Below are 22,187 nucleotides of genomic sequence, written 5' to 3' on the forward strand. Positions count from 1 at the left end.
AGCAGTATTAATGCGTGATATGCGGGCAAAAGAAGAAGAGGAAAGAAAGCATAGAGAGCAAGAACTGCAAAAAATGGCTGAGCAATTAAAATTTGCCCAGGATGAATTAAGAAGTGCTACGCTTGAACTCAAGAGAGTTAGTGATATTGCCGAAAGTAACAGATATGAACAAGAAGCAGTAATTAGAAGGGGGGAGATTAACTCAATAAAGCTTGGTAGCCTTGTTCAGTGGGACAAACCAAAAGATATAAGAGAGTTTATCCCTGAGACTAGTTTTGTGAGTGGTTATACTTTAGGTGGAATTGTAACCTCTACTGGGATTAATACGGCAAGTGAGAATGCAACGCCGGTGGTAATAAGATTAAGCAGTAGAGGTAACTTACCAAAAAATATCAATGTAGATATTAGTAAATGCAGGGTACAAGGTAGTAGTTACGGGGATCTCTCTAGTGAAAGAGTTATTATTCGGGCTGAGAAATTAATCTGTATTGATCCAAAGACGGAGCTAGTCACCACAAGTGATGTGATTGGAGTAGTACACGGTGATGATGGTATGAATGGTATCAAAGGTAAGGTCATTGCCACAAGTAATAGACATATTAAAAATGCATTTATCGGCAGTATGTTAAGTGGTCTTGCCTCAAGTAGTAAAGGCGTGGAAGGGTTAACTCTTACATCTCTTGGAGCAGTAAATACAAAACGCCAAGGTTTTAAAGATTTAACAGGTCAGGGATTGTTAAATGGTAGTAGTAATGCTGGTGAGAAGATAGCTGATTATTATTTAAGGCTTGCTGAGCAGATGTCGCCGGTACTAACTGTGCCTGGCGGCGTTAAGGTGGATGTGATGTTTACCAAAGGTTTTTTCTTAGGTGAAGTTGGAATGCAAAAGAAGATTGCAAGAGCTCGCAAGATTAATAAGCAGGTGCAAAAAGAGGATTATGAAGAATATTAAAAAACTCTTAAAGCAATTCAAGCTAGGTTCAATGTTACTTATCGCTGTAAGTATTAGTGGATGCAGTACATATAGTAGTCATTTTGGTTGTCCGGATAGCAAAGGATTAAACTGCATGCCGGTAAGCATGGTTAACGAGCAAATAGATAGTGGCAGGATTGAAAGTGTTACAAACCAAAAGAAGAGATGTAGAGGCGGTAAATGTTATGTGCGACAAAATGATATGAAGCCGGAATTGAAGTTAGAGAATTTAAGGTAAGAGATGGTGCTTGGAAGATTAATAGAGATAGTAGAAGATTATTGCGGTTTTGCATCAGGTGAGATGAAAGAAACATCAAGAAAACGCTTAAATGCACATCTCGAGAATAATTTTTTAGGAGCAGTGCCACTGCGGGACTATCTGCATTATAAAAGTTATGTGCCGGGGATTGGTATATTTTTTAATGATGATGGTATTGCTGGCTTTTTAACAGAAATCTCAATGAGAGTAGGCAGTAGTGAGTCACTTGAGAAGAACTTAAATTTATTTTTCAATAATGAGATACCGGAAGGTATTTACATGCAGTTTTTAGTAGTTGGCAGTAACAATATTGAAGAGAAATTAAGGTTATGGCGGGAAGGCAGAAAATCACATAATGATAGAATGTTAGAGCGGATCACAAAATATCGAGAAGCTTTTTTAAGAGAAAGGGCAAGGGATATAGGTAGCAGTGATGGACGAACATGCCGGGACTGGCGAACATTTGTGAGCTGTAGCATGAAAGGGGTAGATGGCAATAACAGTAAATTAGAGCTTTTGGTTAAGTTTAAGGAAAAGCTGCTTAAGAAATTTGCATCAATTAAGCTCAATGCTCGTAGCTGTGATGCTGCTGATTTAAAGTATCTTGCAAATGACTTAATTAATATGCAGTTAACGCCTTTATCGCCGCAAGAACAAGTAGGCACAAAGGGCTTAGATAGCGGAAGTCATACGCAAAAAAGCTCTAACAAACATGATTTATTAGAGCGATTATCAGATCAAGTACTTGAAGGGATTAATGAGGCAAGTATCACTGAAGAAGAGATTAAACATTTAAAAACTGATCTTGTGACAAGAGGATATTATATCAAAAGATTACCTGAGAGTTTTGCAATTAACGACATGGTATCACTTCTTGGACCTGATCTTGAGGGAGGCTTTCCGGCAAGGTTAGTTATTAGTTATAGCATAGCAAATAATATTAACAAGGCAGATGAAGGTAAAATTATTGCGGAAGGATTACGCAGTATTCATGCATCTGAGAAATGGTACACAAGGCATGATTTGAGTCTTCAGCATGAAGCTAAATGGTGGAGAGTATTAATTGATCGCAACAAAAATGGCGAGAGATTTTTAACTGAGAATTTCCAAGTATTTATTACAACTAAGCGAGTATCGATGGAAATAGCAGAAGAAAAATTACTTAGCCACTATAATAGTTTAGATTTTCAGCTAGCCAGAAATGACAAGCTACATCTTGTAGGTCTTTTATCTATTTTTCCAATGCAGCAAGCGGCATTTTGGAAATCTTTAAAATTCTTTCAATTAGTAAAAAATGTGCCTGCAAGTGAGGTAGTTGCAAAATTACCGATTCATGGAGAGTGGAAAGGTATAAGTAAGAGCGGAGTATTACTTCTTGGTCGCAAAGGTGAGATGTTTAACTGGCATCCATTTTATAGAGTAGGTGGAGCTGGTAACTATAATGTATGTGTAATGGCACCATCGGGTAGTGGAAAGTCGTTTTTCTTGCAGGAGCTGGCAACAAGTTTAGTAGTGCAGAATGTACAAGTATTTGTGCTTGATATAGGTGCGTCTTATCAAAATATTGCGGAAGCTATGGATAATAGTGAATTTTTAAGATTCAATGCACTTAATGATCTATCACTTAATCCATTCCACGGGATTATAGGTAGTGGTGCGGTATATTTAGAGGCACAAAAGCTAAAGAGGGAAGGTAGAAGCAGGGAAGAAATAATGCAGCGTACGGGCTTAACTCCTGAAGGATTAGAAATATTATTTTCCGGGAATCAGGAGACAAGAGAGATAGCAGAGAATGAGACTATTGAGGTTTTAAAGATTGGCGAGCATTTTGTAACAAAGGATGCGATTATTTATGCAAAAACTACTATTAGCACGATGTGTGGAGTTAGCGGAGATAATACAAAAGAAGCCATTATTGAAAAAGGTTTAAATGAAGGAATTAAGCAGTACGGAGAGGGGTTAAACTTAGACAGATATGCCAAAGTTTTAGAAGAGATGGACAATGGCATCGGAAGAGATCTTGCAATATCTTTATATCCATATACATCAAACGGAGTACATGGTCGGTATTTTAAGCAAGGCAAGAATGCTAAATTCAACTCGCCGCTAACCGTATTTGAATTTGAAGAAGTCAAGGGTGATGAGGTATTTTTGTCGGTAATCTTAGGGATCATATTAATGCAAATAACAATGCAATTTTTATGCGGAGATAGAAGCAAGAGATTTGTCTTAATTGTTGATGAGGCATGGAGAATTATTGATCATAGCGTGGGATTTTTAGAAGCATTTGCAAGAACCGTCCGGAAATATGGCGGTAGTTTAATAACATGCGTTCAAGAGTTCAAAGATTTAGATAATGGACCAAAGCATCAAGCGATATTAAATAACAGTAGCTGGACGGCCGTGCTGCGTCAAGAACCTAGTGGCATTGGTCAAATGAGAAATTCTGAGAAATTCAAGCACTGCGTGCCATTAATAGAGACGCTAACTAAAGATGCCGAGAATAAATATTCAGAGATTATGATTATGGGCAGTAACTTGCGTGTTGTTGGAAGGCTGGTGGTAGATCCGTATAGTGAGTGTTTGTATTCGACCGAGAATGAGGATTATGGGTTTTTGCATCAATGTAGAATCAGAGGTTTAGATAAGGATACGGCAATTAGAGAGTTAATAAAAAGAAAAGGTAAGAAGCTACCGGCATTTAAAGTAGGAAGTAGTGGCATAGAGCACAAAAGCGGTAGAGAGGAGATAATTTTAACATGAGTCAGGATCAGAGATTACAGAACGAATTTAAGGTAGCACCGCAAGTAGAATTATTAAGCACAGCAGAAGATAAACGTCAAGTTAATGTTATAATGATTGCAATATTATTATCGATATTCCTAATAGGTTGCTGCACTGGTTACTTTAGTACGCATGTGTTTGGGAATGACTTAGATAGAATGCAAGTTGTGTATGTATCTCGCAGTGAAATAATGGATTTAGAAAAAGCAAGACTTGAGCGGGAACAAGATCCTGAAGGTAGAATGTTTTTTGGCAAGATTAACAAAGCAATTGATTTAATTCGCAAGGAAGCTTTTAATTATGAAGATGATTATCATCGTTTAATATTTGTCGGTGATAATTATGTAGAAGGCAAAAATACTAAATCTATTAGTAAAATAGTATATGTAAAAGTAATGAGTCAATTAGGAGGTAAAACAAATGCAAGAAAACAAACAATGTCAAATTATGAATAAGATATTAAATACTCCATATAACTTCAGTCTAATACTACTTACTGTAATAATATGGTACATATTTTGTTATGTACCGTTTGCAAATACAGGATATGACCGAGCAAGTAGTATGTTTTCTTATATTATGTTTTTTAGTGGTGGCAGTGTCATCGCAAGTTATGTGAAGCAAAAACAAGAAGCATTAGATCAGGTAGGAATATGTGGTGCTGCAAGCATGTTATTGTCAATGATGAGTCTATTATTATGTAAATCTATAGGTTTGTGGGCAGTGGTGCACTACGGCGTAATGTGGTTGTTAGTACCGAGCAGTATCTTTGTATTTCTACTGTTAGTAAAAACGATAATTATCAAGGGCAATAGTAGGTAATATGTTTAATTACTGAAGGCAAAAGTGAGATTAATATTTGGATTTGTAATATTAGTATTGAGTAGCTCGGTGCTAGGGGTAGATTTTGGCAAGCAAGCAGCGACATATGAGGTAGCAGAGGAAGGATTTGTTGCGATGGTCAAGAGTCGTTTAGCCGCTATTGATCTGCAGCAATATCAAGAAGAGATGCGAACTATTGCAACAAAGAAAGTGCTAGAGCCGGAGCCTGTTCTTGGCATAAGAGCTACAAATGAGCCAAGAGAATTTTGGTATGATCCAAGTTTGCTAGTTACTGAGGATATTAAGTTGCCGGACGGTAAAGTACTACATAAGGCAGGAACTAAAGTGAATCCGCTGGATCATATGGATTTTGATCGGGAATTAATATTCATCGATGGCAGAAGCTCGGAGCAAATAGAGTGGCTCAAGCAGCGATTAAAGATGAACAAACAAAAGAAGGAAGTAGATAATAATACGCAAGAGGATAACACACAAGAAAGCAGGGAACTAGGTGACAATTTAGAGATTCGGATCATCCTTGTAGGTGGTAAGATATTAGAATTACAAGAGGATATAGGAAGAACTCTATATTTTGATCAAGCAGGAGAACTAACAAGTAAGTTCGGTATTGAGCAAGTACCGGCGTTAGTTGTGCAGGATGGAAAGAAGTTAAAGATAAGAGAAATAAAGATATGAATATAAAAGGTAACACAAAGCAAATTCATCACACACTACGTGACATTTTTGCAGTAAAGTTTAATCGGAAACTAGTATGAAAAGAACAGTAATGAATTTTAAAATAACTAATACAAAAATATGACATCTAATAATTCTCATACAGCACTATCATTAAATGAAAGTTATAAAATATTACTTCAAGAAATAAAATTAAAGTTACAAAGCTCTCAATTAAGAGCAAATATAAGTGTTAATGTCGAACTAGTTAATTTTTATTGGGAAGTAGGAAAATTAATAATCGAACAGCAGAAAAAAGCAAAATGGGGCGACAAACTATTTGAGGTATTGTCTGCAGATTTAAGTAAAAGCTTTCCGGATAATAAAGGTTTTTCAAAAACTAATTTAAAAAATATGTATATGTTTGCCTCACATTACGAGAGATTTGCAATTAGTCAGGCGTTGCCTGACCAATTAACTTGGACGCATCATATAGTATTATTACAGAGTATAAATAAAGAAGATTTTAGTAAGAAACAATGGTATGCACAAAAGGTCATAGAAAATGGTTGGTCCTATAGACAACTAAAAGAAAATATAAAAGCTGAATTATATGAAAGGCAATCAAATTTAAGTATAAAAACAACAAACTTCAAAGAAAAATTAAAGCTGCCTACATCAGCATTAGCTGAAGAGATGTTAAAGGATCCATACAAGTTTCATTTCCTGACAATAGGAGAGGATGCTCACGAGAAAGAAATACATAAAGGGTTATTAAATCATGTGAAGCAGTTTCTAATGGAATTAGGACAAGGTTTTGCATTATATGGCACTAATTATCCGGTAATAGTGTCTCATAGAAGATTCGAGATTGATTTGTTAATGTATAATACAAAATTACATTCTTATGTGGTAATAGAAATTAAACGAGGAGACTTCAAACCTGAACATACTGGACAACTAAATTTTTATTTATCAGCAATAGATGAACAATTAAAAATGCCGGAAGATGGACCAACAATAGGTATATTACTTTGTGAACGTAAGGATCGTATTATAGCAGAATATGCATTAAAAAGAGTAGAAAGTCCTATAGGTATATCTGAATATCAACTAATGAAGAGCTTACCCGCAAATATTCAAACAATATTACCAACTATTGAGGAATTAGAAGAAGAATTGTCTAAAGATTTGAGAATCAAAGGAAGTAAGGATGAAGATTAAATAGAGGTCAGTAAAATAAGATGAGAATTAAGGAATTCCCGATCTTGAAGAGAAAGCTTGCCGGCAGACTTCAAGATCGGGTGATTAAGCAAATAATCATACTGATAATGGCTATTTTTGTGCCTTTTTCAGTATCTGCAAATATTACATGTCAGGGACGGTTTGTCAATCCCATAACAGATATATGCTGGTCTTGCATATTACCGATTTCAATAGGAAGTTTAAGTATTGGTAAAGGAGTAGTGCCTAAAAAGCGAGACACTCAGAATCCAAGTAGTCCTATTTGTATGTGCACCAAAGCAAATATTCCAACGCCAGGAATATCGATAGGTTTTTGGGAGCCAGTGCGTTTAGTAGATGTGACAAGAACGCCATATTGTCTAACCAATTTAGGCGGCATATCACTTGGCAGCGATAATAAGAAAATCAGTAGTTTTAATAGGAGTTATGCAGATAACAGCTATAGGCATGATAGTTTTTATCATGTGCATTACTACGCTTATCCATTAATTTACTGGCTTGAGCTAATTACCGATTTTGTGTGTTTAGAAAGAGGCAGTTTTGATATTTCTTATATGTCTGAGTTTGATGTTACTTGGAACGATCCGAAACTACAAAGCCTGTTAAATCCGGAAGGCTTGTTGTTTGGCAGTCCCATAGCACAAGCAGCATGCAGTATGGACTGTGCTGCTGCAAGCCTTAAATTGCCAATAGATAGCATGTTTTGGTGTGGAGGTTGTCTTGGGAATATGTATCCTTTTAGCGGTGCGAATGCAGATCATGAGGGCGGGGTGCAGTCTAGTAGTTTACTAACGCTAAGAGTCCTTGCAAAGCAGCATAGACTAGGTTTTGCGGATGTAACTTCAACAAGCAGCTCTAAGGTGAATGGTCCACTATGTCGCAAGTCTAAAAATTTAAAGATTAAAAAGAGTCAATACAAGTTGCAGATAGTGAATCCGAAAGCAACAACCGGTGGCAAGGATATTGGGTGTTGGCCGGTTGGTCTTATTGACCTTTCTTATAGTAGCTTTCGAGAATATCCGTACAAAGGACAAGATTTTGGTTATTTAATTTGGAGGAAAAAAAATTGTTGCGGTCTTTAATTTTAATATTTTTAACAGTTTTTAGCACGACCATTTTTGGGAGTTTTTTTGTGATGTCAGAGAAAGATATAGAATTTGCCGGAAAACTCCAAGCTCAATTACAAAAAACAGTAAATAAGGGGCTTAAGGAAAAATATCAAGAATTTGAGCAACTATCCAAAGAGGCAGAATCTGCTCTCAATAACAAAACTTTAGATATGGATACACAAGGCATGATGAAAGAGGATAATACTAAACTCAGAATTTTAGTCAGTAGTTCTATGAGCTTGAATTTGCTACGTAGTTATTATAAGGAGGCTCAAAGATATGGCGGGCATTTAGTGTTTAACGGGCTACCTAATGGAAGTTTCAAGGAATTATTAAAGTTAGCACAAAGAATAGTAGGAAGCAGCGAGATTGGTGGTATTGAGATTGATGATGAAGCATTTAAAGATTTTAAAGCTACGCAAGTGCCAATGATAGTATTGAGTCAAGAAGCAGATAGTTTTTTTAACGGGGGGGCACTCCCCCTAAATACGACTCTATGCAAGGAGCTGTATCAGTTAAGTACGCTCTAGAGGAATTTGCTATTCATGGAGACTTGAAAGAAGCAGCAGAGCAAAGGCTAGCAAGATGAAAGTAAAAACTATTACTGTATTAACGCTGTTATTGGTAGTAATACAAATTATTACCAATGTTGCTATGGGTCAGTATTTGGATGAGCAGTTTGAGACTAATATCAATAAAGTTGATCCATTATTTGAGCGAAGCGTTCCAAATCTCGAAGAGTTCAAAAACGAGCTAGAGCAGGATAAGCAAGGGGTGGTAGCGAAAATTGGTGATAACATGATGCCGCCTATAGCTGATTCAGGAAAGATTGCAAATGAGAGAACAAGGCTAGAAAGTTTAGAACCATTGGAGCTAGATAGCATCGCTAGAGCAGAATTTGCAAGAGATCCATTTCACAATGAGATGTTTGTGGATTTAAATAGACCTGGCATGCAGGCACATTTAGAGGATGCTAAGAAAATAGCAAGAGGAAGTTCTAAGATGATAGAGAGTATTATAGCGAATCTCAAAGATATAGGAGTAGATTGTAAGACAGTTAAAGGAAATATCGAGAGAGATCCTGAATATTTCATGGAACTTAAGAAGGAAGTAGATAATGAAAGCAAGGATACTATTTATGATCAGCATTTTTGTGAGCGATTAAGAAATGTTTACAGTTGTAGTGATGCGTTGGACCTAAAATGCTTAAGTGAGGGACGCGAGTGGTTACAGTGGCAAGATAGAACAATTGATATAGCAGGTGAGGAAATATGTAGACAGCACCATCATTGGCTTAGTCAAGGCAGTTTATATAAAAAGGACAAAAGAGGGCGAAAAACAAAGAAATATTTTTATATGAATATGAGAGGGGACTCTTCTGTGCAGTATCAATTAAGAGCGGTTATTGCGGATAAAATAGGAGCGGAGTTTGAGCAAATTAATGAAAATATAGGTATTAATCCTATAGGTAGTGGTGGTGTGAGTGAGTGCCGCAGATATGAAGTAAAGTGGGATGTATATCATTTTAAATACCAGTACCGAGATTGGAAAAAGATTTGTACTTCATGGAGTGAAGTCTGGCATGAGCATTGTAGGTTAAAGAATTAGGTAATGATGAAATATAGCATGATGTTCAAACAATTACTTTTTATCTTTTTTACTGGATATTTAATTACATCTACGGCATGTGCTGATGAAAGATTTGAATTAAATTATCCATGTAGAGATGTACAAAAAGAGTGCATATCAAGTGGAACAAGGACAATCGGAGAATATGAGGTATATAGAGATTGCTGGGAGTACCGGGTAGAGAAAATTTGTGATTATCCAAGTAAAGATGATTGTGGTAAATATTCACATTGTTATTTCGTTTCTCTTAGAGAGTGCTTACTCACTGACAGCCTTGGTAATTGCGTTAATAGAGCGGAGGAATATTCCTGCAAAAGATGGGTTCCTGTGATGAAAGAAAGTACCAAGGCAAGATTAAGATTACAGGAGAAAGAAGGGGAGGAGGGTATAATTTGCGAGGGTATTCCATGTATAGACGGAAATTGCGTAGATCATAGATTTTTAACTAATGGTGAGATGATGGATTCTATCTCTAAATTATATGCAGTAAGCGAGATGAAGGCAGGGGATGGAGTAAATATTAATCTGTTTAAGGGGAATAATGAGCATTGCAGTAAAAAGGCTACGAGTTACACTAATTGCTGCGGGACTAGTTTAAAAGGTTGGGGCAGTAATATTGGAGCGAAATGCAGTAAAAATGAGCAGCTACTTATAGAGAAGAGAAAAAAGAATTTATGTGTTTATGTAGGTAAGGAAAGCAACAAAAAGGCAGGAATTATGACTCTTGTCAAACACCATTATTGTTGCTTTGGGACGTTACTTGATAAGGTAGTACAGGTGCAAGCGAGAAAGCAGCTAGGTATAAGTTTTGGTAGCGGCAAGACTCCTGATTGCCGGGGGTTAACACTTGAAGAAATACAGAGAATTAACTGGGATGAGATTGATTTCACCGAATTTATTGAGGACTTAAAGGTTAAATTCTTCTCAAAGTACAAAAAGCCAAGTAGTGATGATTTAAAAGAGCAAATTAATAATAGTTTGCCTGATATCAAAGAATTTGATGGAAATGTACAAAATCAGGATAACAAGGCAAGTGGATGGCAAGTAAAAGAATCGGAATGAGATGCAGCAGAATTAAGAATGTAGCGTGTATTTTGCTTATTTGTATGCAGGCTAGCTCGCTATCTGCTAATGAGTTTTTTCATCAAAGATATAGAGGTTGGTTATGGTTCGAAGAACGTGAACAACAAAAAATAAATGAGGAAATACAGCAAGAATTAGAGAAAGCAAAAAAACAAGAGCAAGAAAGAGCAATAGCAAGGGCGGAGGTAGAGGCATTCAGCAAAGAGCTAGATGACTTAAAATATATGATGATTAGATATCCTGAGAATCTTGACCATGTCTATGCCTATAAAAAGAAAGAAGCTGAGATGTTAGATAGTGCATTAAAATTAGATCATTCATATAGAGTTGTGAATTTACTTCATCCAAACGACGTGAATCATAAAGAAAATCCAGTCAATCTCTACGGTCGTAAAATCCATCAGCAAGAAGAGCAAAAGGCAAAAGAAGAGAAAATAGCTGAGCTTGCAAACAAAATAGAATTGTTTTTTGTATTTAGTAGTGATTGTCCTTATAGCCTGCAGGTAGCACCTGTTGTAAGCCAGTTTGCACAAAAATACAAAATAGAGACAGAGGCACTTAGCACTAATGGAGAGAAATCACAATATTTTAAAACACATTTTAATCAGGAGCTAATAAATATGCTTGGAATAGAGTCAGTACCAAGTTTGATTTTGGTAACTAAGGACGGCAAGACTAGATTTGAGATAGCAAGAGGAGCGTTATCTTTCAGTGAGCTTGAAGAAAAGATGCTTCTTGCTCATGAAATATTAAAAGATCAAGAACTTATATCAAAGCTTGCAGCAGAGCAAGGGGCAAACAGCAACACGAGGTTCAAGAATGATTAGTAAATTTAAAAAAATCACAACTAATCTAACAAAACGAGTAGCCGGCAAAACAAATATTTTACGATTCTTGATTATTTTTGCATTGCTTCAGTCATTTGCAGCATATGCCGGCATTGAAACCCTAATGAAAAGCGTTATGCCGTCTGGAACATTATCCAATAATAGCAAAGCTGCTCTTATTAAGGATCAGTTAGGAGGACATTTAGTTGGTGGTTCTATGATTGTCAAGACGCCTGGTATTGATGATATATCACTAGGTCACTTTACCCCGCCAACTTGCAAATTAGGGGGGCTTCCTTGTAATGCTCATTTTGACTTAAGAATGGGAGCATTTTCATATATCAGCAGTAAAGAGATGATGGAGAGTATGAAGCAAATGGCACAAAATGCTTCAGTATATGGCGGGATCATGCTTGTTAAAACCATGTGTCCGCAATGTGAGAATTTAATGACATGGATGGAATCGGTAGGACGCAGTGTTAGTGACATATTAAACGTCAATTGTGAGCGTATGATGGCACCAAAATTACCGGCACTATGGATAAGCTTGCTAAATCTGCTGAGGCAAAGCGTCAAGCAGATTTGTATTTAAGTGGCAGCTCTAAAGATTCTGCAGAAATAGTACAAAAAGCCAAAAAAGACAGTGATACTGATCCAACATCACATAATCCTGAGCTTAAAACCCAGTTAGGCGAGAATTTCAATTTAGTTTGGAAGGCTCTAAGTAAGTCTGCATCTCAAACGGGTACTACAGAACTTAAAGAGTTACTTATGAGTTTATCTGGAACAATCGTCATACAAAAAGGCTTGCCACCCAAAGTATATAGCTCTCTTGCCCAGCAGGAACTGATCGAGCAATATATGGGAGTAAGTCACAAGAATTCAGGTCAAATTACTTTATACGTTTGTGATGAAGACAAGCTTTGTTTAAATCCAAGTAAGCAGCCAAAAACCTTTGTAAGCAGTGACACGCTACATTCTAAATTATCAAAATTACTTGAATCAATAACGACAAAGATCCAGCAGGATCAAGAAAATCCAGGTTTTACTGAAGAAGAAATGGATTTAATAGATCTCTCGAGTTTGCCTCTGATCCGTAAAATAGAGATGGATCTTGCGATCTTTAAATCTAGTCAGAATATTACTGTTAAAAGTCACGATTTTATAACTCATCTATGTTACGACGTTGTAACTTCGCATCTTGCTAAATTACTTAAGAAAACCGCGGATGCAGTAGAGGAACTATCATATGTGCAAATATCTGATACAGGGATATTCGAGCAATTTGCAAATAACATAAGAGAAATTATGAGAAGTATAGCAAGTGCCAAATCAGCAGCATATAAGCGATATGATCTTATTAATCAAATGAAGATGCGCTTACGTCAAGATGAGAGTTATTTTCAGGTACAGTTTGAAGAATACGATCAAGATAGCAAATTAGCGGAATAATGGAATTAGACCTTATAGTTCAAACAATAGAGAAAAAAGCAAATAAAGATTAATTATTGAGATAAAGGCAAAATAATGGATTTAACGATTCATACATATGGCTATATTGATGCGATGTATAACACCATGCAAGCAATTGCAATGTTCAAGCAAAGTGATGCTTATTGGTACTTGGTACAAGGAGTGTGGTTTTGTATGGGGTGTTTTTATGCGGTCCAGCTTGCAGGTGCTACTAATCTTGGTCAATTCAAGAGCCATATTTATAAAGTGCTTGGGCTTTGCATCATAGTCAACGGACTGCTACTTCCATCAACTCATATGATTATTAAAGATCATATTTCAAAGGATACAGCAAAAGTAGATCATATACCACTTGCTTTTGCAGTCCCAGTCGGGATTCTAGAAGAATTCGGCTATATCATAACAAGAGGTTTTGAGCAAGCTTTTAGACCATTTAGTAATCAGAGCTTTGATTATTTTAATTATGGTTTGCTTTTTGGACAGAGATTAAAGCAGGAAGTTAAAAATGTCCGCATCAAAGACCCTGTAAATGTTAATAACATGCGTGAGTTTGTTAAAAGATGCGTAGTACTGCCTGCGATGATTGGCTACAGATTCACTAAAGAAGAGTTATTTGCCACAGATAATATTTGGAAGCTAGTTAAAGACAATGCAGGCGGGCTAAGAAGGGTTGAGTTATTTGAGCCAGTAACCCGCAAATATGAATCAATGACTTGCAAAGAAGGAGCGGCGTATCTTGAGAAACATTTGTTTCCACAAGAGGAGGAAAGAATATTAGTTAAATTCTCTAATAGAATATTTAACCAAGCAAACGACAAAGGGGTGTATTTCACATATGCCGAAAAAGGACAGCCAAGAAACCTGGATTTAGAAGCGAGCTTATATCTTAAACATTATTTCAAAAATAACATTAAAAAAGCTTATGGCGTGGGTAGCGCGGAAGATTTATTGAAACAGCAAATGATGATTAATGCTATATCAAATTTCAAAAGCGGATCATATTCTGTCGCAAGAGCACGCATGCAGCATGAGAGTAGTAGTTTAATTTCAAGTGATATGGCAAGTATTTACCTACCGTTAATGCTTGTTGTATTCAAGTGCATTGTATATGGAGCATTTATATTTGTTGTGCCGATGATTTTAATGAGCGGCGGCTTTGCTAAATATATGACGTATCTAGTAATTATTGTATCCTTGCAGCTATGGCCGGCATTAAATGCAATACTTAATATGATCATGGAGACCTATAGTGATTTAGCTGAAGGCTCAAGGCAAGTAATTAACTACGCCGCTATATCTACAATGTACAAGAAGATAGATACGATAGTGACTATTGCCGCCTCACTTCAGATGTTAGTACCATTTTTATCATTTTGGTTAACCAAGCTTGGAGGTGACGGCATTATGCATTTAGCAGGCAATATCGTTGGAGGCGTGCAGTCTGTATCAGGAGGTATTGGATCAGAAGTTGCAACCAACAACAAGAGCTTTGACAATTATAGTAGCGGTAACCAGCAATACGCAAATACTAATGCTAACAAAATAGATACCGGTATGCAGTATTTTGATGGCACTAATAGAGCTCAATATGCAGATGGTACAAGTGAGTTTATTACGCAATCAGGTGAGCAAGTATTCTCAGGGGGTAGTGGTTATACTGCATCAGTAGGCAATAGGAAGCTCAGCGAAGCAGATGACACCCAAGCACAGCTCAGTCAAGGTACGCAACTCATGGATACCATAGCAGAATCAGATAGATGCAGCTACAGCGACGCTAAAAGTACGACAATGTCTAGAACCTCAGACTATGTCCAAAATGTGCTTGATAAAATGCAGCAAGGACAAAACTTTAATTTTGAGGAATTAGGAGAACAAGGTAAGTCGGCAAGAAAGGTTATAGATCATGCACAAAGCTTATCCAAGAATTATGGATATGATAATCGTCAAGCCGCTGAGGCTGCTGTGAAAGCTTCTGCTTCTTTTAGTACTCCTTTGATGGGGATCACTGGTAGTGGTATATCAGTAAGTGCAGAAGGAGGCATAAGCGCCTCTAACGTAACAAATCAGGCATTAGAAGATAAAGTTAGTGATTCTAAAGGACAAAGCACTAGTGAAGATTATAACAATCTAATTAAAGTAGCATCAAATGAGAATTGGTCACGAGAGCAGGGCATAGATCAAAGTTTAAGCCAGGGAGTACACTCTGCATCGATGGAGGAACAAAGAGCAGAAAGACAGCTTGCTATTAGTCAAGAAAGGGCAGATCAATATCATAGAGCAGAAAATATGCAAAGAACACAATCGGCAAGTGCTAATAATGATGTACGTCATGAAGTTCAGAAAGATTTAGAGCGAATGCATGGTGTATCCTCTAAAGAAGCTCACGATATGATTGAGCGGAACGACCCAAGATTTAGACAGCTATGGCAGAATCGAATCAACCATAAGGTAGCAGATGTTTTAGCTTCAGTAGCAGCAGGTCATAGCCGAGTAACAGGAGATAGTGCATCTGCTAGGTTGAACGCAGCAAGCAGTAATTATGAGCAGCAAGTAGATAAGCAAGCTGGTCAAAATTTCGCTACTACTAAGAATACTGCCTATAACAAGATGGGAGGTATAAGCTATGATCAGATGCAAGAAAATATCAATACTAAAGAGCAGCAACTAAAAGGACAGTTTCAAAAGATGCAATATGAAAATAGCGGCACATATAAAGCTGTACAGGAGGCAAATCTAGAATCTGCTCAGGAAAAGCAGGAAGAAGTAAATATACGTGAAGAAGATAGAATAGGGCAGGGATGGACTGCAAATAATTTAGTTAGTGGTGGCAAAGTATTTGATGATGGCATAGGAGGAGTTAAAAACCCCTCAACTATACCACAGGACAATAAAAAGTAGAATGCTAATTAATGATATCTATTGCCAGACATATAATAATAACGTGGGCTAGTGCGATGTTCGTCAATAATGCTTGTGGTGCGACTATATGACGCGACGTATTGACCTTTTGGCGGTTTAGCAGTCCAAATGTTTTTATTAAACAACCAGCTAATAGGACATTGTAATACAACGAAATATAAACAAGCAGGAGCAAACAGTATGAATGAACAAAAAGTGTCAAAAATAAACTCCGGTAAATTATATTTATTTTTAAAAGCAGAAACTATCATCACACCAAAGGCTATTAGTAATACGAGCCATACTAAAGAACTAGGGTGCTTATTTTTTAATGATTGCCCTTCACTATTTAAAAAGATTTTTGCTTCAGGGTCATACTTAACTGGGTTATTTCTAACAACAATAAAAGGTATTAAAATGAATGTTAACCACATAATGGAAGTAGATAGAAACTGCAAGTGTAATACTTTACTTATAATTAAGGATAAACTAAAACCGATAGACATACCGAGCCAGAAAACAAGGTTCCAAAAATTATCCTTGCTTATAGGTTTTTTAAAGATACTATATTGTTTTTTGCTATTCGTCATATCATACCTAAAAGTTAAATATCATACATATATCTTACCTTGTTTAGCCAGTAGACTCAAACTAATAAAGTACTGCCTATTATATTTTACTATCAATGCTTACTGTCATGCCAGTTTTGCATCCGATATGCCACAGCTGATACAAAAAATAGAAGCAGATCATCAAATCCCAAGCGGATTACTTGCAGCAATTGCAGAAGTTGAGTCCGGTTTTAAACCCTATGCGATCGCCGTATCAGGTAAATCTATTAAATCAAGCTCCAAAGAGGAAGCAAAGAAAATCATCAAGGAGTATTTAGCCAAAGGTATTACTAATATTGATATAGGTATTATGCAGATTAACTGGCGATGGCATGCTCAAGAGTTTGGTAATAACCTGGATAATATGCTCTCACCAAAACAAAATATCATTTATGCCGCTCAGCTACTCAAATCACTCCACCAAAAACATCAGAGCTGGCAGAAAGCGGTAAGGTATTATCACTCTGCAAAGGATTAGTATCACCGTAAATACTCAAAAGCGGTATTAGTATCATGGTTAAAACAAAATTAAAGTACATATAGAACAAAAAACAACATAGGTAAAATAGGTACTAAAATGTTAGATGATTACACTAGGGGCGGACAGATATTCATCCATAAAGTAAGGATGTTTAGACAGGTTATTGGCATATCTACATTTTGGTCTTTTGTTATTGCAGCTCTTTTAGTGATTTTGATAACTTTGCCGCAATACAAAGCAATTAATATGTTTGCTGCCAAAACATATATAAGAGCGTCCTTTGTAGACTTCATTTGGGATATTACGCCTAAAATATCTGAAGATTCAAAGAGGCGACAGCCAAGGATAGATATATACGATATGTCTGTAGATAGAGCATATCGTAATGTTAAAGTTGCAACTATATTAAATACGCCAAAATACAAGCAATCATATATGATGCTTAAACAATATATAGCAGCTACCTTGTTATTAGCTGCTGGCGCTACTATCTTTTTAGTGTTTCTAGTGTTTGTAGTATGGAGCAAGTTCGGCAAAACAGCAAGAACGACCAAACACATAAGTGGTAGCACCATTAAAACTGCAGCAGAAGTAAAGAAATATCTTAAAAAGCATAATTTAATAGGTAATTTCCGCATTGGTGACATGCCTTTAATCAAGGACACAGAAACTAGACATTTCTTAGTGACAGGTAGCACTGGTAGCGGAAAAACTAATCTCATTAATACAGTACTGCCGCAAGTACGAGATGTAAAGCATCCGGCTATCATAGTGGATCAGACAGGAGAAATGATAGAGCGGTACTATGATCCAAACAGAGGTGATATTATTTTTAACCCGTTAGATGTTCGTTCTCATTCTTGGGATTTTTGGCAGGATGCTACATCTAATAATATAGTAGTAGGAGAAATAGACCCATGCCTTGAAAAATTCGCTAAAGTACTATTTTCTTTTGACAAACGAGCTACTGGAAATAGTAATGATCAGTTTTGGCAAAATAGTGCTGAGATACTTTTTACCTCATGCGTAGAGAGTTTAATCAAGAAAGATTATCGTACTATTACTGCTCTTAAAAACATATTGACTAAAGTAAATAGGAAAGATTTAGCAAATTTACTGCAAGGAACGAGAGCCGCTAGATATTTCTCAAAAAACAATAATACTACTGCAGAATCTATTTTATCTGTCATGACTACTTCGGTTAGACCAATTTGTCTGCTGCAAGATACTCAGAAGTGTTTTTCTTTAAAGCAGTATTTTCAAAATATAGAAAGCGGTAGTAATAGCTGGCTTTTCTTATCGAGTAGCCCGTCACAGCGAGAAGTGACGCTACCGCTTCTTGCATGCATATTAGAGCTTGCAGCTTCTTATTTGGTTGAGCAAGGCATTAATGAGCAAAGACGTATATGGTTTGTAATAGATGAGCTTGCAAGTCTTGGTAGATTAAATTCCCTTTCGACGCTTCTTGCCGAAAGCAGAAAATATGGTGGTTGCGTGATAGCAGCTACGCAGTCTTTGAATCAAATCTTTGACAAATATGGTCATTATGCCGGCAGTACTTTATTTGATCAGTTCGCTACTAAATTCATGTTTAGAAGTACCGATCCAAGCACTGCTCGTTTAATTACTGATATTTTTGGAAATATTGAATATCAGTCACAACAAAAAAATACCTCATATGGAGCACATGAACATAGAGATGGTGTTTCATATACAGAGCAGGAAAAAAGAAAATCATTAATCACAACGAATGATATAGCAAGCCTTAAAGACCTTGAATGTTTTGTAGGTCTTCCTGATCCGCAAATTAGAATAACGAAATTACAACTTTCGCCTGCAAATGTAGCACGCATCAACAAAGGCTATGTGTCTTTGGATTTGCCTGAAGAGACAGAATTAGAGAAAGAATTAAAAAACAAAATACTAAGTAATGATCAAGCGGCTGAAAATACCCAACTAGGTTCTATGGCGAGTACTGGTCACGATATTAATGAAATATCTGATGAAGAGTATGCAAAAGAACTAGAAGAGGCACGCCCAAGCAAAATCACTTTGCAATGAAACTAAAGCATAAATATTAACAATAAAAATGAGGATAAATATGATAAAAGAATCAAATAATCAAAACCGAACTTCAGAGGCAAAACAAAATATAGTAGAGGTAGAGGAAAATACCCAAAATACAGAAAATAGTGTAGAATCATTGCAATTAGCAACTGATCTCAATGCAGAGCACAGCATTGATACCGATACAGTGAATAAATTAAAGAATCAGATTAGTTTTACTACTAAAGCACTAGAGAAGCAGCAGCAAGAATTGAGTAAAATTCTCTCTAGTAGTGCAGACCAACTTAATGATGCGGTTAAAACGTTTGACCGAACTATTGCTGCACAGCAAAATCAATATGAGATGCTGCAAAATGAAGTTGGAGTTTTAACTATATTGCCGGAACAGCTTAAAAAAGAAATCAGTAATATTCTGCCTAATATGGCAAAACATATTGATGCTGTATATCAGGAAAAGCTGCAAGCATTAAACAATGCACATAATGATACGGTATCTGCAAATAGAGACTTGATCTGCACACTGGATAAAAAACTAGATGAATATAGTACAAAACTCTCTGCTAGAGCAGCACATGTTACAGAATGTAGCAACATAAGTTTTCTAAAAAGTATGTGTCTAGTGGTATTATTTTCAGCGATCATATCTGGAGTTACTTCATATTTAGTCACGACTAAGTTTCCAAGACATTTTAATGTTACTGGAGCAAGCAGTGTTACTATTTATGATAGTAATGTACACGTACTAGGTGGTAAACCAGTAAATAAAGAACATGCAAATAATAAAAATACAAAAAAATAACTAACACCCTATTTTTTTATTTAAAATATGTTATAATAATTTATTATAAATGAAGTAGGTTCATGTAATGAGTGATAATACAAACATAAATTTCGATATAGAAGAATTATTACCTTTAGAAATTCCTAAAAAACATATTAATTATAGTAAACTTGCTCACCTAGGAGTAAATTTAGCATATAAAACAGATAACATTAATAGATATGCTGGAGAAGCCTTAAAAATAGATGGGACTAAATTAATAGGTAGCAGTTGGCATATATTAGCTAGTTCGTGTGATAAATCCACTACTTCTGCCTATGGTTATAAAGCTGTAGCATTTATAAATGAAGATACCAAGAGGATTCATATTGCTAGTGCTGGAACAAAAGCCGATATAAATGATATATGGGATGATGCATTAATTACGTTTAATTATACTCCTAATAAACTTCCTGTAGCTCAAGAGTTTATTAATGAAATAATTAATAAGATAGGTGGAATCGAAGAAGCAAAGAATTATACTTTTGGTACTAGTGGTCATTCTCTTGGTGCAATAATTGCAGATTTAACAGCAGTAGAATTACATTCACGTAATTTAAACTTTGACAAGTCTATTACTTTTGATAGCCCTGGTTCAAGAGAAATAATCAAATATGCTATTGATCAAAAGTTATTTACTGGTGAAGTTACAACTCCTATAGAAAAATTAGCTGAATGTGCAGAGATATATAATGCAACACCTAATATTATAAATACTACTAATTATCATTTAGGGGCAACAAAAGAAGTACTTCCACAAATAAAAGCTGATATAGAGCAAGAATCATTACAAACATCAGGTTTATTAGTACGAAACTTGCAAATCTACAGCAACTAAAAAAAGATCGTATAGCGGAAATAGAAGCTAAACTTTTAAAACAACAAACTCAATTGCTACAAAAACGCAAAGAAGAGTTGTTTGATCTGTTTCAAGCCTGTGGGACCTTAACATTAGACGATAAGTTGTTGCTTGGTTTCCTGAAGTTTGTGAAAAATCCTGATAACCAAAACCATTCTATTTTGAATGAGTTTAAAGAGCTTGGAAAAAAAACTAAAATCCCCAGTAAACCAAAATCAGATAACTCAAAAACTACTTAAATCTATTGTAAAAAAACTATGGTATACTCGTATGCAATTACAAAAAGCAGTAGCCTTCGATCGTAAATCTGACACTAGAAAAAAGATTATGCTTGGGGGATTATTTGTCAAAGCAGGTCTTGATTATCTACACCCAGATAATGCCCATATTCTCTACGGAATGCTACTCGATTGTAAAGAGCAATTAATACTTAACCCTAAAATTATTGATAAATGGAAAATCAAAGGACAATCACTCCTTATAAAATAATTATTAACTATAATTATCAGGTTCTTATATGCAGCAATTCTTCATCACCCTTGGATTATTTATAACCACCATTGGACTTATCTATCCTCTCATCCCTTATCTTAAACTTGGACGTCTACCAGGCGACTTATTCTTTCAAAAAGGTAATTTCTCTTTTTTCTGCCCTCTAACCTCTTGCCTGCTCTTTAGTATCTTCATCTCTTTGCTCATATTCCTATTCGATAAACATTTCTAATCCTTAACTCTAAACATTATTGCTCTAATAAAAAGAGTAATAAATAACCTTGAAACTAAAAAATCTTATTATTATATTTATAATTTAAACCATAAACATATATTCAACAATTTTTGCCTATGATTGATTACACTACTAGTACACATACTACTTCTAAAACTCATGATGAAGGTCTAAGACAATTTATGTTAAAGGTTTATAACCTTATGGCTGCAGCTCTTCTATTAACTGGTAGTACTGCTATTGTCACAATTTCTTGGACACCACTTGTAAACTTAATGTTTAATACTACTTTTGGCCCTATTGTTGCTTTTGCCCCTTTAGCTATTGCTCTATATTTCTTCTTTGGCTTCTCTAAATTATCTATTCAATCGGCACAAATCTTATTCTGGATATACGCAGTTCTAGTGGGCATGTCTTTATCTTACCTATTTCTTATTTATACTGCTGTATCTATTGCTAGAACTTTCTTTATCTGTGCTGCTGTCTTTGGTATGATGAGCTTATATGGATATAACACTAATAAGGATCTCACTTCTTGGGGCTCTTTCTTTTTAATGGGACTTATTGGATTACTTCTTACTTCACTTGTTAATCTTTTCTTGCAAAGTCCTGCTATATATTTTGCTTCTTCTTTTCTAGGAGTAATCATCTTTATTGGACTAATAGCTTGGGATACTCAAAAAAATTAAATCTTTCTACTTCACTAATACTAACTATCATTTGGCACAAAAAATGTCTATTGTAGCTGCTTTTAACTTATATCTAGACTTTATCAATCTATTTCTACACCTTATTAGATTCCTAGAAGGATATAAACGTCAGCAATAATTACTTGAATTTTTCTA

22 protein-coding genes and 2 pseudogenes are annotated in these 22,187 nt (G+C 35.7%); 23 read left to right on the forward strand and 1 reads right to left on the reverse strand.

Annotation, left to right across the window (positions count from 1 at the left end; all coding sequences use genetic code 11):
* The first annotated feature begins 10 nt into the window (after positions 1 to 10).
* The 15 genes from ACIAS7_RS07405 to ACIAS7_RS07475 all read left to right on the forward strand — a co-directional run bounded on the left by ACIAS7_RS07405 (position 11) and on the right by ACIAS7_RS07475 (position 15,777).
* Positions 11 to 952 (forward strand): TraB/VirB10 family protein, encoded by a 942-nt coding sequence (locus ACIAS7_RS07405; protein WP_473199461.1) that lies wholly within the window; start codon positions 11 to 13, stop codon positions 950 to 952.
* Positions 939 to 1,211 (forward strand): hypothetical protein, encoded by a 273-nt coding sequence (locus ACIAS7_RS07410; protein WP_473199462.1) that lies wholly within the window; start codon positions 939 to 941, stop codon positions 1,209 to 1,211. The genes ACIAS7_RS07405 and ACIAS7_RS07410 overlap by 14 nt, the downstream gene beginning before the upstream one ends.
* A 3-nt stretch (positions 1,212 to 1,214) precedes the next feature.
* Positions 1,215 to 3,995: a TraC family protein gene (locus ACIAS7_RS07415; RefSeq protein WP_172686793.1), complete on the forward strand. Its 2,781-nt coding sequence runs from the start codon at positions 1,215 to 1,217 to the stop codon at positions 3,993 to 3,995.
* Positions 3,992 to 4,471: a hypothetical protein gene (locus ACIAS7_RS07420; RefSeq protein WP_172686794.1), complete on the forward strand. Its 480-nt coding sequence runs from the start codon at positions 3,992 to 3,994 to the stop codon at positions 4,469 to 4,471. Before ACIAS7_RS07415 ends, ACIAS7_RS07420 begins: the two co-directional genes overlap by 4 nt.
* Positions 4,437 to 4,838, forward strand: coding sequence for a hypothetical protein (locus ACIAS7_RS07425; RefSeq protein ID WP_473199463.1), 402 nt, complete (start codon positions 4,437 to 4,439; stop codon positions 4,836 to 4,838). The genes ACIAS7_RS07420 and ACIAS7_RS07425 overlap by 35 nt, the downstream gene beginning before the upstream one ends.
* Before the next feature lie 69 nt (positions 4,839 to 4,907).
* The gene (locus ACIAS7_RS07430) at positions 4,908 to 5,534 is read left to right on the forward strand and encodes a conjugal transfer protein TraW (RefSeq protein ID WP_254170329.1); all 627 of its coding nucleotides are present in this window, start codon (positions 4,908 to 4,910) and stop codon (positions 5,532 to 5,534) included.
* Between the two features lie 120 nt (positions 5,535 to 5,654).
* The gene (locus tag ACIAS7_RS07435) at positions 5,655 to 6,737 is read left to right on the forward strand and encodes a PDDEXK nuclease domain-containing protein (protein WP_172686796.1); all 1,083 of its coding nucleotides are present in this window, start codon (positions 5,655 to 5,657) and stop codon (positions 6,735 to 6,737) included.
* Between the two features lie 20 nt (positions 6,738 to 6,757).
* Positions 6,758 to 7,840 carry a conjugal transfer pilus assembly protein TraU gene (gene traU, locus ACIAS7_RS07440; RefSeq protein ID WP_473199464.1) on the forward strand — a complete coding sequence of 361 codons (1,083 nt, stop codon included), beginning with the start codon at positions 6,758 to 6,760 and terminating at the stop codon, positions 7,838 to 7,840.
* 53 nt (positions 7,841 to 7,893) lie between these two features.
* Positions 7,894 to 8,397 carry a TrbC family F-type conjugative pilus assembly protein gene (locus tag ACIAS7_RS07445; protein WP_473199465.1) on the forward strand — a complete coding sequence of 168 codons (504 nt, stop codon included), beginning with the start codon at positions 7,894 to 7,896 and terminating at the stop codon, positions 8,395 to 8,397.
* A 55-nt stretch (positions 8,398 to 8,452) separates the two neighbouring features.
* Positions 8,453 to 9,475 carry a hypothetical protein gene (locus tag ACIAS7_RS07450; RefSeq protein ID WP_473199466.1) on the forward strand — a complete coding sequence of 341 codons (1,023 nt, stop codon included), beginning with the start codon at positions 8,453 to 8,455 and terminating at the stop codon, positions 9,473 to 9,475.
* A 3-nt stretch (positions 9,476 to 9,478) separates the two neighbouring features.
* Positions 9,479 to 10,558 carry a conjugal transfer protein TraN gene (gene traN, locus ACIAS7_RS07455; RefSeq protein WP_473199467.1) on the forward strand — a complete coding sequence of 360 codons (1,080 nt, stop codon included), beginning with the start codon at positions 9,479 to 9,481 and terminating at the stop codon, positions 10,556 to 10,558.
* On the forward strand, positions 10,534 to 11,406 hold the full coding sequence (gene traF, locus ACIAS7_RS07460; RefSeq protein ID WP_254170333.1) for a conjugal transfer protein TraF: 873 nt from the start codon (positions 10,534 to 10,536) through the stop codon (positions 11,404 to 11,406). Before traN ends, traF begins: the two co-directional genes overlap by 25 nt.
* Positions 11,399 to 11,998 carry a conjugal transfer protein TraH gene (locus tag ACIAS7_RS07465; RefSeq protein ID WP_473199468.1) on the forward strand — a complete coding sequence of 200 codons (600 nt, stop codon included), beginning with the start codon at positions 11,399 to 11,401 and terminating at the stop codon, positions 11,996 to 11,998. Before traF ends, ACIAS7_RS07465 begins: the two co-directional genes overlap by 8 nt.
* Positions 11,944 to 12,858 (forward strand): conjugal transfer protein TraH, encoded by a 915-nt coding sequence (locus ACIAS7_RS07470; protein ID WP_473199469.1) that lies wholly within the window; start codon positions 11,944 to 11,946, stop codon positions 12,856 to 12,858. The genes ACIAS7_RS07465 and ACIAS7_RS07470 overlap by 55 nt, the downstream gene beginning before the upstream one ends.
* A 75-nt stretch (positions 12,859 to 12,933) precedes the next feature.
* Positions 12,934 to 15,777, forward strand: a complete 2,844-nt coding sequence (locus ACIAS7_RS07475) for a conjugal transfer protein TraG N-terminal domain-containing protein (protein WP_473199470.1) — start codon at positions 12,934 to 12,936, stop codon at positions 15,775 to 15,777.
* An 8-nt stretch (positions 15,778 to 15,785) separates the two neighbouring features.
* Here ACIAS7_RS07475 and ACIAS7_RS07480 read toward each other — a convergent pair whose 3' ends face one another.
* The gene (locus ACIAS7_RS07480) at positions 15,786 to 16,367 is read right to left on the reverse strand and encodes a hypothetical protein (protein ID WP_473199471.1); all 582 of its coding nucleotides are present in this window, start codon (positions 16,365 to 16,367) and stop codon (positions 15,786 to 15,788) included.
* Between the two features lie 127 nt (positions 16,368 to 16,494).
* On the opposite strand from ACIAS7_RS07480, the gene ACIAS7_RS07485 reads away from it, so the two are divergent.
* The 8 genes and pseudogenes from ACIAS7_RS07485 (at position 16,495) to ACIAS7_RS07520 (ending at position 22,170) form a co-directional block, all read left to right on the forward strand.
* Positions 16,495 to 16,866 carry a transglycosylase SLT domain-containing protein gene (locus ACIAS7_RS07485; protein ID WP_473199472.1) on the forward strand — a complete coding sequence of 124 codons (372 nt, stop codon included), beginning with the start codon at positions 16,495 to 16,497 and terminating at the stop codon, positions 16,864 to 16,866.
* A gap of 99 nt (positions 16,867 to 16,965) precedes the next feature.
* Complete coding sequence (locus ACIAS7_RS07490; RefSeq protein ID WP_473199473.1) at positions 16,966 to 18,930, forward strand: type IV secretion system DNA-binding domain-containing protein; 1,965 nt, start codon at positions 16,966 to 16,968, stop codon at positions 18,928 to 18,930.
* A gap of 40 nt (positions 18,931 to 18,970) precedes the next feature.
* On the forward strand, positions 18,971 to 19,735 hold the full coding sequence (locus ACIAS7_RS07495) for a viral A-type inclusion protein (protein ID WP_473199474.1): 765 nt from the start codon (positions 18,971 to 18,973) through the stop codon (positions 19,733 to 19,735).
* Positions 19,736 to 19,802: 67 nt separating this feature from the next.
* Positions 19,803 to 20,543, forward strand: a pseudogene (locus ACIAS7_RS07500) (secreted effector lipase Rlip); the annotation flags it as partial.
* Between the two features lie 104 nt (positions 20,544 to 20,647).
* A complete protein-coding gene (locus tag ACIAS7_RS07505) occupies positions 20,648 to 20,854 on the forward strand; it encodes a hypothetical protein (RefSeq protein ID WP_473199475.1) in 207 nt (68 codons plus the stop codon).
* Between the two features lie 31 nt (positions 20,855 to 20,885).
* Complete coding sequence (locus ACIAS7_RS07510) at positions 20,886 to 21,104, forward strand: conjugal transfer protein TraD (RefSeq protein ID WP_473199476.1); 219 nt, start codon at positions 20,886 to 20,888, stop codon at positions 21,102 to 21,104.
* Between the two features lie 28 nt (positions 21,105 to 21,132).
* On the forward strand, positions 21,133 to 21,339 hold the full coding sequence (locus ACIAS7_RS07515; protein ID WP_473199477.1) for a DUF2905 domain-containing protein: 207 nt from the start codon (positions 21,133 to 21,135) through the stop codon (positions 21,337 to 21,339).
* A gap of 119 nt (positions 21,340 to 21,458) precedes the next feature.
* Positions 21,459 to 22,170: pseudogene (locus tag ACIAS7_RS07520) on the forward strand (Bax inhibitor-1/YccA family protein).
* The last annotated feature ends 17 nt before the right edge of the window (positions 22,171 to 22,187 follow it).

It is taken from the genome of Rickettsia sp. 109562A South Dakota, from assembly GCF_055791265.1.

What these genes read in the sequence shown, in the direction of transcription:
- ACIAS7_RS07405 (WP_473199461.1), top strand. Translation starts at nt 11, where the DNA reads ATGCGTGATATGCGGGCAAAAGAAGAAGAGGAAAGAAAGCATAGAGAG.
- ACIAS7_RS07465 (WP_473199468.1), top strand. Translation starts at nt 11,399, where the DNA reads ATGATTAGTAAATTTAAAAAAATCACAACTAATCTAACAAAACGAGTA.
- ACIAS7_RS07510 (WP_473199476.1), top strand. Translation starts at nt 20,886, where the DNA reads ATGCAATTACAAAAAGCAGTAGCCTTCGATCGTAAATCTGACACTAGA.
- ACIAS7_RS07470 (WP_473199469.1), top strand. Translation starts at nt 11,944, where the DNA reads ATGGATAAGCTTGCTAAATCTGCTGAGGCAAAGCGTCAAGCAGATTTG.
- traF (WP_254170333.1), top strand. Translation starts at nt 10,534, where the DNA reads ATGGCAAGTAAAAGAATCGGAATGAGATGCAGCAGAATTAAGAATGTA.
- traU (WP_473199464.1), top strand. Translation starts at nt 6,758, where the DNA reads ATGAGAATTAAGGAATTCCCGATCTTGAAGAGAAAGCTTGCCGGCAGA.
- ACIAS7_RS07480 (WP_473199471.1), bottom strand. Translation starts at nt 16,367, where the DNA reads ATGACGAATAGCAAAAAACAATATAGTATCTTTAAAAAACCTATAAGC.
- traN (WP_473199467.1), top strand. Translation starts at nt 9,479, where the DNA reads ATGATGAAATATAGCATGATGTTCAAACAATTACTTTTTATCTTTTTT.
- ACIAS7_RS07490 (WP_473199473.1), top strand. Translation starts at nt 16,966, where the DNA reads ATGTTAGATGATTACACTAGGGGCGGACAGATATTCATCCATAAAGTA.
- ACIAS7_RS07450 (WP_473199466.1), top strand. Translation starts at nt 8,453, where the DNA reads ATGAAAGTAAAAACTATTACTGTATTAACGCTGTTATTGGTAGTAATA.
- ACIAS7_RS07475 (WP_473199470.1), top strand. Translation starts at nt 12,934, where the DNA reads ATGGATTTAACGATTCATACATATGGCTATATTGATGCGATGTATAAC.
- ACIAS7_RS07420 (WP_172686794.1), top strand. Translation starts at nt 3,992, where the DNA reads ATGAGTCAGGATCAGAGATTACAGAACGAATTTAAGGTAGCACCGCAA.
- ACIAS7_RS07445 (WP_473199465.1), top strand. Translation starts at nt 7,894, where the DNA reads ATGTCAGAGAAAGATATAGAATTTGCCGGAAAACTCCAAGCTCAATTA.
- ACIAS7_RS07495 (WP_473199474.1), top strand. Translation starts at nt 18,971, where the DNA reads ATGATAAAAGAATCAAATAATCAAAACCGAACTTCAGAGGCAAAACAA.
- ACIAS7_RS07410 (WP_473199462.1), top strand. Translation starts at nt 939, where the DNA reads ATGAAGAATATTAAAAAACTCTTAAAGCAATTCAAGCTAGGTTCAATG.
- ACIAS7_RS07515 (WP_473199477.1), top strand. Translation starts at nt 21,133, where the DNA reads ATGCAGCAATTCTTCATCACCCTTGGATTATTTATAACCACCATTGGA.
- ACIAS7_RS07485 (WP_473199472.1), top strand. Translation starts at nt 16,495, where the DNA reads ATGCCACAGCTGATACAAAAAATAGAAGCAGATCATCAAATCCCAAGC.
- ACIAS7_RS07435 (WP_172686796.1), top strand. Translation starts at nt 5,655, where the DNA reads ATGACATCTAATAATTCTCATACAGCACTATCATTAAATGAAAGTTAT.
- ACIAS7_RS07425 (WP_473199463.1), top strand. Translation starts at nt 4,437, where the DNA reads ATGCAAGAAAACAAACAATGTCAAATTATGAATAAGATATTAAATACT.
- ACIAS7_RS07415 (WP_172686793.1), top strand. Translation starts at nt 1,215, where the DNA reads ATGGTGCTTGGAAGATTAATAGAGATAGTAGAAGATTATTGCGGTTTT.